At 57.4% G+C, this 16,969-nt stretch carries 15 protein-coding genes; 13 read left to right on the top strand and 2 right to left on the bottom strand.

Annotation, left to right across the window (positions count from 1 at the left end):
• Positions 1 to 16 precede the first annotated feature (16 nt).
• The 7 genes from fabF (at position 17) to acpP (ending at position 5,947) form a co-directional block, all read left to right on the top strand.
• Positions 17 to 1,246, top strand: a complete 1,230-nt coding sequence (gene fabF / locus DW724_RS06965) for a beta-ketoacyl-ACP synthase II (RefSeq protein ID WP_118761061.1) — start codon at positions 17 to 19, stop codon at positions 1,244 to 1,246.
• Between the two features lie 2 nt (positions 1,247 to 1,248).
• Positions 1,249 to 1,722 (top strand): acetyl-CoA carboxylase biotin carboxyl carrier protein, encoded by a 474-nt coding sequence (gene accB, locus DW724_RS06960; protein ID WP_118647941.1) that lies wholly within the window; start codon positions 1,249 to 1,251, stop codon positions 1,720 to 1,722.
• Positions 1,723 to 1,951: 229 nt separating this feature from the next.
• Positions 1,952 to 2,377, top strand: a complete 426-nt coding sequence (fabZ, locus tag DW724_RS06955; RefSeq protein WP_199667351.1) for a 3-hydroxyacyl-ACP dehydratase FabZ — start codon at positions 1,952 to 1,954, stop codon at positions 2,375 to 2,377.
• 20 nt (positions 2,378 to 2,397) lie between these two features.
• A complete protein-coding gene (gene accC, locus DW724_RS06950; RefSeq protein ID WP_118761060.1) occupies positions 2,398 to 3,741 on the top strand; it encodes an acetyl-CoA carboxylase biotin carboxylase subunit in 1,344 nt (447 codons plus the stop codon).
• 289 nt (positions 3,742 to 4,030) lie between these two features.
• Positions 4,031 to 4,906 carry an acetyl-CoA carboxylase, carboxyltransferase subunit beta gene (gene accD / locus DW724_RS06945; protein WP_117488860.1) on the top strand — a complete coding sequence of 292 codons (876 nt, stop codon included), beginning with the start codon at positions 4,031 to 4,033 and terminating at the stop codon, positions 4,904 to 4,906.
• Between the two features lie 19 nt (positions 4,907 to 4,925).
• Positions 4,926 to 5,717, top strand: a complete 792-nt coding sequence (locus DW724_RS06940; RefSeq protein WP_118360857.1) for an acetyl-CoA carboxylase carboxyltransferase subunit alpha — start codon at positions 4,926 to 4,928, stop codon at positions 5,715 to 5,717.
• 5 nt (positions 5,718 to 5,722) lie between these two features.
• Positions 5,723 to 5,947, top strand: a complete 225-nt coding sequence (acpP, locus tag DW724_RS06935; protein ID WP_110435152.1) for an acyl carrier protein — start codon at positions 5,723 to 5,725, stop codon at positions 5,945 to 5,947.
• A gap of 72 nt (positions 5,948 to 6,019) precedes the next feature.
• Here the strand turns inward: acpP and DW724_RS06930 are convergent, their stop codons facing one another.
• Positions 6,020 to 7,135 carry a stalk domain-containing protein gene (locus tag DW724_RS06930; RefSeq protein ID WP_118761059.1) on the bottom strand — a complete coding sequence of 372 codons (1,116 nt, stop codon included), beginning with the start codon at positions 7,133 to 7,135 and terminating at the stop codon, positions 6,020 to 6,022.
• A 231-nt stretch (positions 7,136 to 7,366) separates the two neighbouring features.
• Between DW724_RS06930 and typA the strand changes: the two genes are divergently transcribed.
• From typA to DW724_RS06900, 6 genes are all read left to right on the top strand, one after another.
• A complete protein-coding gene (typA, locus tag DW724_RS06925; protein WP_118478378.1) occupies positions 7,367 to 9,193 on the top strand; it encodes a translational GTPase TypA in 1,827 nt (608 codons plus the stop codon).
• A 49-nt stretch (positions 9,194 to 9,242) separates the two neighbouring features.
• On the top strand, positions 9,243 to 9,629 hold the full coding sequence (locus DW724_RS06920) for a RidA family protein (RefSeq protein ID WP_118761058.1): 387 nt from the start codon (positions 9,243 to 9,245) through the stop codon (positions 9,627 to 9,629).
• 518 nt (positions 9,630 to 10,147) lie between these two features.
• On the top strand, positions 10,148 to 11,395 hold the full coding sequence (locus DW724_RS06915; RefSeq protein WP_118761057.1) for a DapH/DapD/GlmU-related protein: 1,248 nt from the start codon (positions 10,148 to 10,150) through the stop codon (positions 11,393 to 11,395).
• Positions 11,396 to 11,459: 64 nt separating this feature from the next.
• Positions 11,460 to 12,419, top strand: a complete 960-nt coding sequence (locus tag DW724_RS06910; protein ID WP_110435147.1) for a ribose-phosphate pyrophosphokinase — start codon at positions 11,460 to 11,462, stop codon at positions 12,417 to 12,419.
• A gap of 759 nt (positions 12,420 to 13,178) precedes the next feature.
• Positions 13,179 to 13,964: a TIGR00282 family metallophosphoesterase gene (locus DW724_RS06905; protein ID WP_118761056.1), complete on the top strand. Its 786-nt coding sequence runs from the start codon at positions 13,179 to 13,181 to the stop codon at positions 13,962 to 13,964.
• Positions 13,965 to 14,294: 330 nt separating this feature from the next.
• Positions 14,295 to 16,169 (top strand): DUF4914 family protein, encoded by a 1,875-nt coding sequence (locus DW724_RS06900; RefSeq protein ID WP_118761055.1) that lies wholly within the window; start codon positions 14,295 to 14,297, stop codon positions 16,167 to 16,169.
• A 106-nt stretch (positions 16,170 to 16,275) separates the two neighbouring features.
• On the opposite strand, the gene tsaA is transcribed toward DW724_RS06900, so the two are convergent.
• The gene (gene tsaA / locus DW724_RS06895; RefSeq protein ID WP_118761054.1) at positions 16,276 to 16,956 is read right to left on the bottom strand and encodes a tRNA (N6-threonylcarbamoyladenosine(37)-N6)-methyltransferase TrmO; all 681 of its coding nucleotides are present in this window, start codon (positions 16,954 to 16,956) and stop codon (positions 16,276 to 16,278) included.
• Positions 16,957 to 16,969: the final 13 nt, after the last annotated feature.

Here is a 16,969-nt window from a genome sequence, read left to right as displayed (position 1 = left end):
ATGAAGGAGCAAATATATGGAACGTGTAGTAATCACCGGCATGGGTGCCATCACTCCGGTCGGCAACGATGTGCCGTCGTTTTGGGAGTCGCTCAAGACCGGCAAGTGCGGCATCGGTCCCATCACCAAGTTTGATGTATCCGATTTTAAGGTAAAGCTGGGTGCAGAGGTCAAGAATTTCGACCCGACCCAGTATATGGAGAAGCGTGAGGCGCGCCGCGCAGACGCAAATGTGCATTACGCAATGGCGGCAGCGGTGCAGGCTGTCGAGCAGGCAGGCCTCAAGGAAGGCAATTTCGATCCCTATCGCACGGGCGTTATCTTTGGCTCGGGCGTAGGCGGTCTGCACGTTGCAGAGCAGGAGGTCCCGAAGCTGCTCGAAAAGGGTCCCGGCCGCGTTTCGCCGTTCGCTATCCCGGAGATGATCGCCAACATCGCGGCGGCGTATATCTCCATGCACTTCGGCTTCAAGGGCGAGAATTTCTGCCCGGTCTCCGCGTGCGCGACCGGCAACCACTCCATCGGTGAGGCAATGCGCGCCATCCGCCACGGCTATCAGGATGTTGTTGTCTGCGGCGGCACCGAGAACGGCATTATCCCGATCTCGATGGCAGGCTTCCAGAACATGAAGGCCGTTCACATGGGCGAGGACCCGACGGCGGCTTCCATCCCGTTTGACGCACGCCGTTCCGGCTTTGTCATGGGCGAAGGCGCAGGCTGTCTCGTACTTGAGAGCCTGACGCACGCACAGCAGCGCGGCGCGACCATTCTGGCAGAGGTGGCAGGCTACGGTGCCTCCGGCGACGCTTACCACATCACCAGCCCGTCTCCGGACGGCGATGCGGCTGCACACGCTATCCGCGGTGCCATTGAGGATGCCGGTCTGACCCCGGCTGACGTTGACTATATCAACGCGCACGGCACCTCCACGCCGCTGAATGAAAAGTATGAGACCATTGCCATCAAGAAGGCGTTTGGCGAGGAGGCTTACAACGTGAAGGTATCCTCCACCAAGTCCATGACCGGCCATCTGCTGGGCGGCGCGGCTGCGGTTGAGGCCATTGCCTGCGTTATGGCAATCCGCGAGGGCATTGTACCGCCGACTATCGGCTACAAGGAGCCGGATCCGGAGTGCGATCTGGATATCACTCCGAACAAGGCGGTTGAGATGCCAATCAATGTTGCCATCTCCAACTCGCTCGGCTTTGGCGGCCACAACGCCTGCATCCTGATCAAGAAGGTATAAAAATGGACATCAAAGAATTGAAAGACATCGCGCTTGAGCTGATGGACGCGCTGGCTGCAAAAAAGCTGGGCGAGGTCGAGCTCGAACTGGATGACGTAAAAATCAAGATTAAGGCAGCTGAACCGGCTCCCGTGATCGCTGCAGCATCGGTAGCAGCGGCGGCACCGGCAGCGGCGTCGGCGGCAGCACCCGCAGCGGAGAGCGCAGACGCGGCACCGGCGGCAGAGGAGCAGCTTCCGGCAGGCACGCAGGTGAAGAGCCCGTTGGTCGGCACGTTTTATTCTTCTCCGTCTCCGGACGAACCGCCGTTTGTGCTGGTCGGTCAGCAGGTGAAGGAGGGCGATACCCTCTGTATCATCGAGGCGATGAAGATCATGAACGAGATCAAGGCACCGTGCGACGGCAAGATCATCCGCATTATGGCGCAGCCGGGCGATATGGTGGAGTATAACCAAGTCCTTTGTGTTATTGAGTAAGACGTAAGCATCTGCCGCGCATCAGCGCGGATTCAATAGAATTTGCATAGCAAATTCATAAAAACGGGGAGCAAGTATCACCGTTTTTATACCGATAGAGGGAGAAAGTTTCGACCGACGGGAGGAACTTTCGTACGACTTGGGAACGGTCCACGATCCGTTCCTATTACCGGCAAAACTGTAGTTTTGCGGTAATTATCTTGCTTTTTAGATTGAGAGGGATTATAATATGCTGAACAAAGAACAGATCATGGAGATCCTTCCGCACCGTCCGCCGATGCTTCTGGTGGACGAGATCCTCGAAATGGACGAGAACCATGTAGTCGGTGCGCTGCACCTGACCGGTGACGAGTTCTTCTTCCAGGGCCACTTTCCGGGCAACCCGATCATGCCCGCAGTGTTCCGTCTGGAGGCGCTCGCACAGGCAGGCGGCGTAGCGCTGCTGTCCCTGCCCGAATTCAAGGGCAAGACTGCGGTCTACACCGGCATTGACAAGGCGAAATTCCGTGCAATGGCAAAGCCGGGCGATACCCTTCGTCTGGAAGTCACCTTCACCAAGCGCCGCGGCCCGATGGCAGTAGCCGAGGGCGTTGCCTGGGTTGGGGACGAGAAGGCCGCCGAAGCGGAGATCAAATGCATGGTCATCAATGACTGAGGCGGGAGAGAGCTAATCGAATGTTTCAGAAGGTACTCATTGCGAACCGCGGCGAGATTGCGGTCCGCATTATTCAGGCCTGCCGTGATTTAGGCATTATCTCGGTGGCCGTTTACTCCGAGGCTGACCGCGAAGCGCTGCACGCGCAGATCGCGGACGAAGCGGTCTGCATCGGTCCGGCCCGTGCGGCGGACAGCTACCTGAATATGGATAATATCATTTCGGCGGCGCTGGCTTCCGGCTGTCAGGCCATTCATCCGGGCTTCGGCTTCCTGTCCGAGAATCCGGATTTTGCCGAGCGCATCACGCAGGCCGGTCTGGCGTTTATCGGCCCGACTGCGGCAACCATCCGCCTGATGGGCGACAAATCCGAGGCAAAGCGCAACGCGATCGCCGCAGGCGTTCCGGTCGCGCTCGGCACGGACGGTCCGCTGCGCGATTTTGACGAAGCCATCTCCGAGGCCGAGCGCATTGGCTATCCGGTCATGCTCAAGGCGGCATCCGGCGGCGGCGGCAAGGGCATCCGCGTGGCGGAGAGCGTCAAGGACCTCAAGGACGCGTACGACAGCGCCTCTGCAGAGGCTATCGCCAACTTCGGTGACGGCCGCCTGTACATGGAAAAATATATTCACAATCCGCGCCATATCGAGGTGCAGATTCTGGGCGATAACTACGGCAACGTGGTGCACCTGTTCGAGCGTGAGTGCTCGGTGCAGCGCCGCCACCAGAAGCTGATCGAGGAAAGTCCGTCGGCTTTCGTCACGCCCGAGCTGCGCGAGAAGATGACCACGGCGGCTGTTGCGCTGGCAAAGCGTGTCGGCTACCGAAACGCGGGTACGATCGAATTTCTGGTCGATAACGACCGCAATTTCTACTTCTGCGAGATGAACACTCGCATTCAGGTCGAGCACCCGGTCACCGAGGAGGTCACCGGCGTAGATCTGGTCTGCGAGCAGCTTCGCGTGGCGGCAGGCGAGGCGCTGTCCTTCCGGCAGGAGGATCTGACCATCCGCGGTCACGCCATCGAGTGCCGCATCAACGCGGAGGACCCGTCGAGAAACTTTGCACCCTGTCCGGGCACGCTGGTGTCCTTGCATCTGCCGGGCGGTCCCGGTGTGCGCGTGGATTCTGCGGCTTATCAGGGCTATAAGATTCCGCCGTTCTACGATTCCATGATCGGCAAGCTGATCGTCTATGGCGCCGACCGTGAGCAGGCTATCGTTCGCATGCGCCGCGCCCTCGCGGAGATGCTGTTTGAGGGTGTTGTGACCGCAACCGACTATCAGATGCACATCCTGTGCTCGAAGGCGTTTGTGGAAGCAAACTTTAATGTTAATTCCATCGCAAACGGCGATTTTGACTAAATCAATTATTATGGTATAATAGATTTAGCATAAGTATAGTTGAATCCGAAGGTCTTACAAAATCAGCGTATTTTGAAAAGCGAAGTTTTTGTAATCCGAAGGATTTCAAAGGCAGTACCGCACGGTTGGACAAGAGCGATTTGCGAGATGTTTTGTTCACTGGTGCGGCGCGGACTTGCAGCAGTACGCTGTATTGCAAAAGTACGCAACAAAACCAGGGGGCAAAACAGCCGCAAAGCGCCGAAGGCCAATCGTGCGGTACTGCCTCCAAACGAAAGGGGAGTTACGCATGGGTCTGATCGACCTGTTTCAAAAAACACGCGAGACCTCTATGGAAATGAAACCGCAGGAGGACGAAGCGGCCAAGGTTGTAACCTGCAAGGGCTGCGGCGCAGAACTGAAGGCGTATGCCTACGGCAAGAATCTGTATGTGTGCCCGCACTGCGGACGATACGGACGACTGCTCGCGCGCACGCGCATCCGTCAGATCGCGGATAAGGACAGCTTTGAGGAGCTGTACGCAAATCTGGCACCGGCGGACCCGATCCACTTCCCGGGATACGCAGAGAAAACGGCAGTGCTGGCTGAAAAGGTCGGCATGCCGGACGCGGTCAAGACCGGCGTGTGTAAGATCGGCGGCGTGGAGACCGCGATCGGCGTGATGGACAGCCATTTCATGATGGCGTCTATGGGTTCGGTCGTCGGTGAAAAGCTGACCCGTCTGTTCGAGTACGCGACCGAAAAGGGTCTGCCTGTCGTGCTGTTCACCTGCTCCGGCGGTGCGCGCATGCAGGAGGGCATGTTTTCGCTGCTGCAGATGGCAAAGGTGTCCGCGGCGGCGCGCCGTCACTCGGATGCCGGACTGCTGTATATCACCGTGCTGACCGACCCGACCACGGGCGGCGTTACCGCGTCGTTCGCCATGCTGGGCGATATTATCCTCGCGGAGCCGCGCACGACCATCGGCTTTGCCGGCCGCCGTGTTATCGAGGGAACCATCGGCCAAACCCTCCCGGACGATTTTCAGTCCTCGGAGTTCTTGCTATCGCACGGTTTCTGTGATAAAATAGTTCCGCGTAATCAACTCAGAGAAACGCTGGAAAAACTCTTGAAGCTGCACTGCGGCTCCAAGTCCAAGAAATGGCAGGTGTGGCGTCGTGATTAACAAACCCGCAAGTGAAAAAATGCGTATCATTCACGATACCAAGCGTCCGATGCTCACGGACTATATCAATGAGCTGTTCACCGATTTCACCGAGCTGCACGGCGACCGCTATTTTTCGGACGACCATGCCATCCTCGGCGGCGTTGGCTACTTCAACGGCACACCGGTGACGGTAATCGGCCACCGCAAGGGCCGCACCATTGAGCAGAATATGGACGCCAACTTCGGTATGGCGCACCCGGAGGGCTATCGAAAGGCCCTGCGTCTCGCACATCAGGCGGAGAAATTCCACCGCCCGGTCATCAACTTTGTTGACACCGGCGGCGCGTTCTGTGGCGTAGGCGCTGAGGAACGCGGTCAGGGCGAGGCCATTGCCCGCTGTTTGTATGAGTTTATCGAGCTGAAAACGCCTGTTATCTCTATCGTGACGGGTGAGGGCGGCTCCGGCGGCGCACTGGCGCTGGCGGTGGCAGACCGTGTGCTCATGCTCGAGAACGCCCTGTATTCGGTTATTTCGCCGCGCGGCTGCGCGTCCATTCTCTGGAAGGACCCCAAGCGCGAGGCGGAGGCAGCGGACACGCTGCATATCACCGCGCAGGACCTGTACAGCTTCGGTATGATCGAAGGCATCATTCAGGAGGGCACATCCTCCGCACAGCTTATCCGCAATGTGGCGCGCACGCTGCGCGACCAGCTTGCCGAGCTGGATGCTGAGCCGGACATCGACACGATGCTGCAGAAACGGTATGAAAAATTCCGCAGAGTCGGAGTTTTCAGAACAATAAATCAAGAAAGTAATGAAGGAGTGTAAATCCCATGTTTGAAAAGGTATGTGAGATCCTGGCAGACAAGTTTGACGCTGACGCTTCCACCATGACCATGGACACCAAGGTCAAGGAGGATCTGAACGCAGATTCTCTGGACGTTGTAGAGCTGATGATGGACCTCGAGGAGAACTTCGGCGTAACGATTTCCGACGAGGAAGCTGCTAAGATGAGCACCATCGGCGACATCGTAAACTACATCGAAGCAAATCAGTAAGATTTCGTTTTGAGCATGAAAAAGCCACCGTTTCTTTGAAACGGTGGCTTTTTGCTGTGTGCAGCGTGTTTTTTATTTCACAGTCAAGATCATAGTCATGGTGTTCGCGTTCCAATCCACGCCGAAGCCGAGGGCGTCGCCAAGGTCGCGCAGCTTGAAGTAGTTGTTGCCGCCGATGGAATAGGCGGTCAGATTCAGCGGCTTGCCGTCCAGATAAACGGAGGCGTTCGTGAGAGATGCGGCCTTATTGCCGGAGGGCAGGGCAGCCTGCTCGCCGCCGACTGCGGTATAAGCGGTCCTGCTCGTCAGGTCGATGCGCTGCTGTGCGGCGTTCCACTTGACCTCAAAATTGGTGTTCAGACCGTCGAGTGCTTTCGCAAGATCGCGCAGCTTGAAGTAGTTGCTGCCGTTGATGGTGTACGCGCCAAGCTTTGCCGACTCGCCGTTGAGCGTTACCTTGTGGGTGGAAACCTTTGCGGTCGGGTTGGTCAGGCGGCGCAAAGAAGCGATGGTATCCTGCAGAGCCGCACGCGGAGACAGCGCACGGTCGCTGTTGTAAGGACTTTCCCAGAAGGAGTAATACTGCTCGTCCATATCGTCGGTGAAGTCGAGGATAGCGGAGGAAAATTCCTCTGCGGTAACGGACTGACCGTTGATGGTTTTGACTGGTGTCGGTGTCTCGGCATCCCAGTCGAAGCCGTCCGTGTAAGTGAGGACCACAACGGCTTTATCGCCCTGTTTGGTCCAGAAGGTGACCGGATTGTTATTCATCACTTCCTGACCGGAGACCAGATACGCCTTGTCTTTGCCAACGTAAAACTGGGTGCACGGCGAAACATCCGTACCGAAGTTGATCACGCCTTTCGGGATTATAAGTTCATAGATTTTGCCGTCTGCATATGAGTACATATGCTGTCCTTGGTGAGCGGCAGCGCAGTACAACTCCGGAATCGTGTCGCCGTCCATATCCACCAGCTTTGCCATCGACAGACCGGTCAGCAGTCCCTGAAAGCCGTCATCCGTGCGGGCGGCAGCCTTGCCGTACTTGTTCTGCAGGGTGGTGATCTGATTCAGATACGCCTTTGCACCCTGCGGCGAAAGCGTGCCGAGGTCAGCCGCGCCTGCGGCTCCGACTGCTATCGCACCGGTGAGCGCGGTGCAGAGCATTGCCTTTCCGATTTTGTTCATAGAGATTCTCCTTCCTTTTATCAGGCTTGCGTCTTTTCTTCATTGTACGGCAGCAGCCTGTCTGCGTCAACTGTATCCTGAGCGGAATTTTTCTCAGTTAGCAAAATATTTTACAATTTAGAGCGGATATATCGCCGTAATTTTGACGATAAAATAGGTGGAAAATGAACGAAAAAACGGGTATAATAAATTCTGTACGAAAATAATCCCGCTGATGGAGGAATAGAATATATGATCCGTAACGATTTACGCAACATCGCCATCATTGCGCACGTTGACCATGGCAAGACCACTCTGGTCGATCAGATGCTCAAGCAGGCTGGCGCTTTCCGCGAAAATCAGGTGGTAGAGGAGCGTGTCATGGACTCGGGCGACATCGAGCGTGAGCGCGGCATTACCATTCTGGCAAAGAACACCTCTGTACATTACAAGGGCGTAAAGATCAACATTGTAGATACCCCGGGCCACGCCGACTTCTCCGGCGAGGTAGAGCGTATCCTCAAGATGGTAGACGGCGTTGTTCTGCTGGTTGACGCAGCAGAAGGCCCGATGCCGCAGACCCGTTTCGTGCTGCAGAAGGCACTGGAGTTCGGGCACAAGATCATCATTGCGATCAACAAGATCGACCGTCCGGACGCTCGTCTCAACGAGATCGGCGACGAGGTCCTCGAGCTGCTGCTCAACCTTGATGCGACCGACGAGCAGCTGGACAGCCCGATCGTTTACTGCTCCGGCCGTGCAGGCACCGCTTCCATGTCCCCGAACGTGGAGGGCAAGGATCTGACCCCGCTGTTCGAGCAGATCCTCGAGCACATTCCGGCACCGCAGGTTGACACCGAAGGCCCGACCCAGATGCTTGTTTCTTCTATCGACTACAACGAGTACGTTGGCCGTATCGGCATCGGCCGTATCGAGCGCGGCTCGATGAAGGTAGGTCAGCAGGTTACCGTCTGCGACTACCACGGCAACACCAAGCCGTACAACGCGAAGCTGGTTACCCTGTACTCCATCGAGGAGCTGGGCCGTCAGCCGATCGAGGAGGCACAGGCAGGCGAGATCGTTTGCTTCTCCGGCATCGAAGGCGTTACCATCGGTGAGACCCTGTGCGACCCCGAGCACGTTGAGGCTCTGCCGTTCGTTAAGATTTCCGAGCCGACCGTTGAGATGACCTTTATGGTAAACGACTCTCCGTTTGCCGGCAAGGAAGGCAAGTTTGTTACCTCCCGTCACCTGCGTGAGCGTCTGTTCCGTGAGCTGCTCAAGGACGTATCCCTGCGCGTTAACGAGACCGACACCACCGATGCATTCCGCGTTTGCGGCCGTGGTGAGATGCACCTGTCCATTCTGATCGAGAATCTGCGCCGTGAGGGCTACGAGTTCCAGGTTGGCGCACCGAAGGCGCTGCTCAAGGAGATTGACGGCAAGACCTGCGAGCCGATGGAGCGCATGATCGCAGACGTTCCGGCGGATGCTGTCGGCGCGATCATGGAGAAGATGGGCTCCCGCAAGGGCGAGCTGGTTTCCATGAACCCGAAGGGCACCGACCGTATGCGCCTCGAGTTCATCATTCCGGCGCGCGGCCTGTTCGGCTACCGTACCGAGTTCCTGACCGATACCAAGGGCGAGGGCGTTATGTCCTCCGTATTCAACAGCTATCAGCCGTATAAGGGCGATATCCAGAAGCGCACCACTGGTTCTCTGATCGCGTTTGAGGCCGGCGAGGCTGTCGGCTATGGCCTGTTCAACGCACAGGATCGCGGCCCGCTGTTCATCGGCCCCGGCACGATGGTATACGAAGGCATGATCGTTGGCGAGAATCCGCGTGGCGAGGACATGGCTGTAAACGTCTGCAAGAAGAAGCAGCTGACCAACATGCGTGCATCCGGCTCGGATGATGCGCTGCGCCTGATCCCGCCGCGCCAGATGTCCATCGAGGCGGCACTCGAGTTTATCTCCGACGATGAGCTGCTTGAGATCACCCCGGAGAGCATCCGTATGCGCAAGCGCGTTCTGTCCAACACCGAGCGTCTGAAAAAGACCAAGGGCGGCAAGAAGTAATTTCACATCGTTTTCAAAAAATAAAGATATATAAAGGAGAATTCCCACCATGGCTATCAAGGAAGTTCTGCACACTGATCTCGCACCGGCAGCCGTAGGCCCGTACTCTCAGGCAATCGCTGCAAACGGTTTCGTATTTACCTCCGGTCAGGTTCCGATCGACCCGAAGGAGGGCAAGATCGTAGCGACCACCATCGAGGAGCAGACCGAGCAGGTTATGAAGAACCTGCAGTGCGTTCTGGCACAGGGCGGCGTAGGCTTTGACCGTGTTGTCAAGACCACCTGCTTCCTGTCCGACATCAACGACTTTGCAGCATTCAACAGCGTGTACGCTAAGTACTTCCCGGAAGGCGCTCCGGCTCGTTCCTGCGTTGAAGTAGCTGCTCTGCCGCTCGGCGCTAAGGTAGAAGTAGAAGTAGTTGCAGTACAGGGCTAAAAGCCTGCGGCTTTTTCGATTCAAAGGACTTGTCCTTTGAATCGAGGGACGGTGTCGCCGCGCGTGTCCGTTTCACGGACAGGGCGGGAACACCTGCTGCAGCAAAACACCCCGAAAACTTTCCGGTTTTCGGGGTGTTTTACTGTTTGTTAAAAATGGCAGGCGCATGTCCTGCCATTTTTGTCGCGCACGCGCTCCATTTTATGCGCTCCGCGGCGTGATGGGTTCTCTGGGTGCAGAAATCCCTGCGGGATTTTATGGGGTGGCAGAAACGCGGTCACCCGCGGAAGGCTCGGCGGCACGCGCCATCTGCCTTGTGGATGTCTTAATTTTCCGTTACTCGAATTCCCACCAAAACGCTTGCTTTGCGGCCTTTGTATGCAAACGGCGAAAAATATTATGCGGTGAGAAGAAATTTATCGAAAAATGATAATGCAATTTGCGGCATACTGTTGTATAATAAAGCTATATCGGAAAATCTGGTCGTATGACCCTTGAGAAACGAAAGGATTTCTGCGATGAATAAAGTAAATGCCGTCATGGTTGGCGGCCTGTTTGACGAAAGCGGCATTTCTGCCTTTGCGCGTCCGGTGCTGTTCGGCACTGCGGGCGATGCAATGCGGGATGCACTGCCTGATGCGGTGGAGGCATGCTTCTTTGCGCACGACGACAGAGAGTCTGCCGTTGCCGGCGCACAGGATATCGCGCTCGATGCTGCAAATCGTTTTGCCTCGCTGGCTGCGCTGCCGGAGAGCGAGCACGTTCTGGTGCTGGCGGCTCCGTTTGCACTGGCAGAGGAGGACGCGCTGTTCCATCTGGCGGAGACGCACCTGAACACCGGTTACGGCGTCAGCGTACTGTCTGCCGAGCAGCAGGGCTTTGACGCGGAAGGTCAGCCGCTGCCGAGAGACAGCCGCTGCTATGCCGCCATGTTCACCTGGGATATGCTGGAAAAGGCACTCGCGAGCGGCGCTGATACGCTCGACGGCCTGGTTGCGGCGGCTGTTGCAGCCGGTGCGCAGAAGGGCATTGCCATCACCAACAAGATTTACGTCATCTGCGACGGTACGGCGGCCTTTATGGCGCAGGTCGAGATGATGCAGCGTGTCAACTTCGGCCTCATCAAGAAGGGCGTGCAGATCTTCGATCTGACCAGCACCTACATTGCGCCGGACGCTGATATTGCTCCGGGCGCGACCATTCTGCCCGGCTGTCACATCCGTCCCGGCTGCAAGGTCGGCGCGGGCGCGGTCATCGGCCCGAACACCATCCTCGAAAAAGCCGAGATCGGCGCAGGCACCACGGTAAACAATTCGCAGGTTTATGAATCCACCGTCGGCAGCAATACCACGGTCGGTCCGTTTGCCTATATCCGCCCGCAGAGCGTGGTCGGTGACGGCTGCCGCATCGGCGACTTTGTAGAGCTGAAGAAGTCCACCATCGGCAACGGCACCAAGGTTTCGCACCTGACCTATATCGGCGACGCGACCGTCGGTGAGCGCGTCAACTTCGGCTGCGGCACGGTCGTTGTCAACTACGACGGCTATCACAAGTACCGCACTGAGATCGGTGACGACTGCTTCATCGGCTGCAACACCAACCTCGTTTCGCCCGTCAAGCTGGGCGACCGTGCGTTTACGGCTGCCGGTACGACTGTCACCAAGGACGTTCCTGCCGGTGCGCTGAGCGTTGCACGTTCCCGCCAGACCAATCTTGAGGGCTGGAACGACCGCCGCCGCGCCGCACACGAGAAGGACAAGAAGTAAATCCATAAAACGTATATAAATCCACACGGAACAAAAAATATATTTATATGACGGAGGCAAATCAATGATTTCTCACGGAAAAAACATCAAAATTTTCTCCGGCAACTCCCATCCCGCACTGGCGATGCAGATCGCTTCTGCGCTCGGACTGCCGATCGGCAAGGCTGCCATCTCTACCTTCGCTGACGGCGAAATCTCGGTTTCCATTTCGGAATCCGTTCGCGGCTCGGACGTGTTCCTCGTACAGTCCACCTGCGGTCCGGTAAACAACAACCTGATGGAGCTGCTCATCATGATCGACTCCTGCAAGCGTGCATCGGCAGGCCGTATCACGGCTGTAATCCCGTATTTCGGCTACGCTCGTCAGGACCGCAAGAGCAAGGCGCGTGACCCGATCTCCGCAAAGCTGGTCGCAAACCTCATTACTGCTGCAGGCGCTGACCGCGTGCTGACCATGGACCTGCACGCTGCACAGATCCAGGGCTTCTTTGACATTCCGGTGGATAACATGCTCGGTTCTTCCGTTCTGATCCCGTACATTGCGGGCAAGTTCGGCGTCGGCACCGATGATACCGTTATCGTTTCTCCTGATCTGGGTTCGGTTACCCGTGCCCGCAAGTTCACCCAGAAGCTGGATATGCCGCTTGCCATCATCGACAAGCGCCGTCCGAAGGCCAACGTATCCGAGGTTATGAACATCATCGGCAACGTAGAGGGCAAGAAGTGCATTCTGGTTGACGACCTGATCGACACCGCAGGCACGCTCGTACACGCAGCGGACGCTCTGGTAGAGCGCGGCGGCGCGACCGAGGTTTACGCCTGTGCAAGCCACGGCGTACTGTCCGGTCCGGCGATCGAGCGCATCCAGAACAGCCCGATCAAGGAGCTGACCATCCTCGATACCATCCCGCTGACCAACGACAAGAAGCTGGATAAGATCAACGTCCTGCCGGTTGCACCGGTGTTCACCGAGGCGATCGCGCGTATCTATGAGGAGACGTCCGTATCTACTCTGTTCGATTAAGTTTTTGCATGGAAAAGAGCTGCTGCATGGGTGCAGCGGCTCTTTTTTGTATATATTTTCTGCACCGACCAGCTGGGGGACACGAACTGCCGCAGGCGTGTTCGCCCCTGACGGGGCGGGGAGTTTTTTGCTGAACCTCAGCGGGGGGATTCGCCGTCTGCGGACGGCGGGAGCGTCGCGGCGCCCGCCGCGGGGGCAAAAAGGAAGGACAACCTGCGGTTTTCCTTCCTCTTTGAACTCCTACCTTTCCCTTGCTTCCTAATCTGGCGCAGATTTCCTATATGTGACCGCTTCGAAAAGGAGTACGGCAGAGGATTTTTTCTTCCGTATCTTTCTCAACCTGTTCGCAGTGTCAGATACATTACTGCTACACATACGGACTACTCTGCGCAAGCGCGGCACTGTCATGCCGCGCCCTGCGGAGATGAAACCACATGTGTAGCAGTACGGTATCTGACGCTGCGAATATGTCTCGGCATGGGAGCACACTGTGCTCCCCTACGATAGAAAAAAATCCTCTGCCGTTTCCTATTTCGCAGCGGTCACATGACGGCAATCTGCGCCAGGCTATCCAAGGGAAAGGGGAGATTCACAAGAGGGTGGAAACCGCAGGTGTCTACCCTCTTGTGCGCCTGCGCGGCGTCAGCGCACTCCCCCGCCGCGGGGCGCGGCATGCTCCCGCCGCAGCGGCGGCGCACTCCTCGCTGAATCCGGCGGAACCAATCAACGGCTTGCAGCAATGATAGAAAGAGGTAATCCATGAAACTATTAGTCATCGGCGATGTGGTCGGTGAGGCGGGTATCGACGCGCTTCACGGCCTGCTCCGCCGCATCAAGCGCGACACCGGCGCAGATTTCGTCATCGTAAACGGCGAAAATGCAGCCGGAAACGGCGTTCTCCCGCGTCAGGCGGATGACATTTTTGCCGCCGGCGCGGACGTGATCACGCTCGGCAACCATGTGTTCGGCAAGCAGCAGATCGTGCCGTATCTGGACAGCCGTTCGGATATTCTCCGTCCGGCCAATCTTGCGCCGCAAAGCCCCGGCCGGGGCTGGGGCATTTATGACGGCCCGCAGGGCATGCGCCTGCTCGTCATGAACCTGATCGGCCGCTGCGACATGAAATTCGGCCCGGATAATCCGTTCCTGTGTGCAGACCGCATTCTCAAGGAAAACGAGGGCATGTACGACGTGGCGCTTGCCGAAATCCACGCGAACGCCACGAGCGAAAAACTCGCCATGGGCTATTACCTCGATGGCCGCGCGGCGGCTGTCTGGGGCACGCACACGCATGTGCAGACCGCGGATGAGCGCGTCAATCCCAAGGGCACCGGCTACATCACGGATATCGGCATGACCGGCCCGATCGTGTCCGTGCTCGGCGTGCGCGTGGAGCAGTCCATCGCCATGTTTCGCGGTGACCTGACCGAGTATTTCAAGACAGCTGAGGGCGACTGTGCAGTTGCCGGTGCGCTGTTCGATATTACGAGAAACGGAAAATGCAATTCTGTCACCCGCGTGTGGGAGCGCTGGAATGTGAGATAAAGTGTACGCAGATGCACAGTATCGCACTTTTGATACACGATTGCGCATTGTGAAACGGATTTTGCCATGCGGAAACGTTTTCGTAAAAAAGTCCTATCGGCGGACAAGTGACCGTGTCGGGAAAACAGTGAGAAATCCCTCAGGTTTTGTACATTTTGCAAGAACTTGTAATTCAACTTGCAAAAAAAGCAAAATCACAGTTGACGAGAGGGTGGGTTTTGCGGTATGCTATAATCGAAAGACAATGGGGCAAAGGTTAAGAAATTTAACCGGCCCGGTTAGCATGCCGTGGCGAGGGACTCCGCGGTGCTTAAGGAGGAAATGATACAGATGAACTCATTGCTCACCAAATTCACCTTTACCGATGAATTGACCGATGTCATCGAGAACTGCAAGGGCGTATTTGTTCCCACTAGCAAGGCGGAACTGTACGACATGGTATTCGGTCCGGAACATGCCGACGTGTACGACGTTGTATTCGATGTACCGGGCAAGGGCAAGATCAAGGAAGCTGACGTTGTACGCTGCAAGAACGGCGCATCCGTCAACTTTGCAGAGGATTACATGCGCCGCCGCGAGCCGGACTGCATGCGCATCGCAGACGACAAGCCGACCGATAAGAAGCGCTTCGCGGATGTGTACGGCTACAAGTTCGACAAGCTGCGCCGCGAGACCATGGACTGGTTCAAGACGCAGGAGCTGATCCTCATGCCGTTTAATTCCGGCGGCAACCAGTACGGCTACGGCTCCATGCTCGTATGCCCGAAGCAGTGCGCGTTCTTCGCATTCGCGCTGGCACATCTGCAGGGCTTTGTAAGCGCAGAGGAGACCGAGGGCTACAAGCCGCGTGCGATCATCTATGTTGCACCTCCGTTCCGTCACACCCACTTCGACGGCAAGCAGGTCGTTGTTCACAACCGTCTGGATGACTGCCACGAGGTATTCTCCTATAACCTGTATCCGGGCCCGTCTGCCAAGAAGGGTGTTTACTCTGTACTGCTCGACATTGGCGAGCAGGAGGGCTGGACCACCTGCCATACTTCCGCAGGCCGTCTGATCACCCCGTACGAGAACGAGCTTGTCATCATGCACGAGGGCGCTTCCGGCGGCGGCAAGAGCGAGATGCTGCAGGATATCGCCCGCGAGCCGGACGGCGAGGTGCTGCTCTCTACCAACACGGTAACGGGCGAAAAGACCTACCTGCATATCAGCTCCACCTGCAAGATCGAGCCGGTGTGCGACGATATGGCTACCTGCTATCCGGGCGTGCAGAACAAGTCCGGCAAGCTGGTACTCGTTGACGGTGAGGACGGCTGGTTCCTCCGCATGGACGGCGTAACCCACTACGGCTGCGATCCGGTTTACGAGCGCATCTGCACCGAGCCGAAGGAGCCGCTGTGCTTCTTCAACATGGAAGGCCATCCGGGTGCAACCCTGCTGATCTGGGAGCACACCCTGGATTCCAACGGCAAGCCGTGCTCCAACCCGCGTGCCATCGTGCCGCGCTGGGATGTTCCGAACATCGTCAAGGAGCCGGTAGAAGTAGACGTACGCTCTTTCGGCGTTCGTATGCCCCCCTCCACCCGCGATAACCCGAACTACGGCATCATGGGTATGCTGCATATCATTCCGCCGGCACTGGCTTGGCTGTGGCGCCTGATCGCACCGCGCGGCTTTAATAACCCGTCTATCGTAACCGGCAACGAGCTGAAGAGCGAGGGCGTTGGTTCCTACTGGCCGTTTGCAACCGGCAAGCGCGTAAAGCAGGCCAACCTGCTGCTGCACCAGATCGTGGACAGCCCGAACACCCGCTACGTCCTGATCCCGAACCAGCACATCGGCGTTTACAAGGTCGGCTTTGCGGCTGAGTGGATCTCCCGTGAGTATCTGGCACGCCACGGCGGCGCAAAGATCCGCCGCGAGCACCTTGAGCCGGCACGCTGCCCGCTGCTCGGCTACGCGATGAAGGATCTGACCATCGACGGCCAGAAGATCCGCTCTAAGTTCCTGCGCGTTGATACGCAGGACCGCGTAGGCACCGACGGTTACGATGCAGGCGCAAAGATCCTGACCGACTTCTTCCGCAAGGAGCTGGCGAAGTTCGATACGCCGGAGCTTGAGCCGCTCGGCAAGCAGATCATCGACTGCTTCATGAACGGCGGCACGCTGGAGGACTTCGAGAAGATCACTCCGACCGGCCTCTAATAAAACGTAAAAGAAAATCACCGAAACAAATCGTTTCGGTGATTTTTTTGTTTTCGGCACGGAATAGACGGGGAACGTGAACCGCGTAAATTTTACCGCAGAATAGTTAGCGGCTCTCGATTTGCCGAACGGTCAGCAAGTCACCTTCCACAGTGAATTTGACCTCGAATCCCGCAAATGGGAAGCCGTACACGCGGCCTGCCTCGTGCTGATACCCCGGTCTCGGGTCCTGTGCGAGCACGTTCAGCAGCGTTTGACGGCGTTCCTGCGGCAGCTTTTCGAGCAGGCTTGCCGGACATTCCACGCGCACAGCATCGGTCGTGAGCGCAAAGCCGCCGAGCGCCTCCGGATGCGAATCCGTGTACGCAAGGTATGGCTTGATGTCGAAAATCGGCGTGCCGTCCATCAGGTCCGCGCCCGAAATGTGCAGCACCGGACCGTCCGGCGTGTTGGGCTCCACGCGGTCAAGGCGCACCGAGGACAGCCCGATCTCGTTCGGCCGGAACGGCGAGCGTGTCGCAAACACGCCGATGCGCTTGTTGCCGCCAAGCTTGGGCGGGCGCACGGTCGGTGACCAGCCGTCACGCACGGCTGCCGAAAACTGCCAGATGAGCCACAGGTGAGAGAAACCCTCGATGCCGCGCAGCGCATCTGCGTTGCGGTATTCCGGCTCGAATACAATGCGCGCCGGTACGTCCGCCAGTCCGCTCTGCCGCGGAATGCCGAATTTGGTGGGGAAATCGCTGCGTATCCGCGCAATAATGTGCATTTCTACCGTCTGTGACATAAGAATTCTCCTT

This window comes from Butyricicoccus sp. AM27-36 (assembly GCF_003480945.1).
GTDB classification, from domain to species: Bacteria; Bacillota; Clostridia; order Oscillospirales; family Butyricicoccaceae; genus Agathobaculum; species Agathobaculum butyriciproducens.
This window is presented reverse-complemented; position numbering and strand designations above follow the sequence as displayed.